Annotated in this window: 1 protein-coding gene; it reads right to left on the bottom strand. The window is 58.9% G+C overall.

Annotated elements, in window-relative coordinates:
- Window positions 1-131: 131 nt before the first annotated feature.
- The gene (locus N1032_RS27620) at window positions 132-374 is read right to left on the bottom strand and encodes a Bbp19 family protein (RefSeq protein WP_259543926.1); all 243 of its coding nucleotides are present in this window, start codon (window positions 372-374) and stop codon (window positions 132-134) included.
- Between the last annotated feature and the right edge of the window lie 157 nt (window positions 375-531).

The following is a 531-nucleotide window of genomic DNA, read 5'->3' as shown; positions in this document are numbered from 1 at the left end:
ACTCTTCAGGGAACAGATCAAGCTGTGACGGTTCCGGCTGGGAGTCTAAAATGCTGTTTCCGGTCGGCTGCAGGACGCCGTTATTAGTGTTTTCTGCTGCCGGTTCACCGGCGGGAACATCTAAAATTTGCTCACTCATCTGTTTCTATCTCACTGGTTACGCTGTTGGCGCGGTTGATCATTGCAAGGATGTAATCGACTACCGCGCGCTGTCCTGCGCGGTAGCAGGTTTCGCGATCCGCTTCGTGGCCGCCCTTGACGTAGGGCGCACCGCCGAAGCGTAAGATCAAATGCTCGAGGATTTGCGCCCCGCCGGGCGCTTCCTGGAATACGTGGATGAAGTCACGCGGGCTTAGCGGGGTGCGCTTACTCATGCCGCCCCCTGCTGAAGTGCCTGATCATTCGCTGCCTGGTTGTTCTGTAGCGCCATCTGCTGCTGCGTTTCCGCCTGCTGCTGCTGCGCCTGCTGTTCTTGGCGCTGCTGGCGAATGCCTGCGACTTCCTGCTCGCTGCGCACGCACGTAACCGGCA

Source organism: Herbiconiux daphne (assembly GCF_024979295.1).
GTDB lineage: Bacteria > Actinomycetota > Actinomycetes > Actinomycetales > Microbacteriaceae > Herbiconiux > Herbiconiux daphnes.
This window is presented reverse-complemented; position numbering and strand designations above follow the sequence as displayed.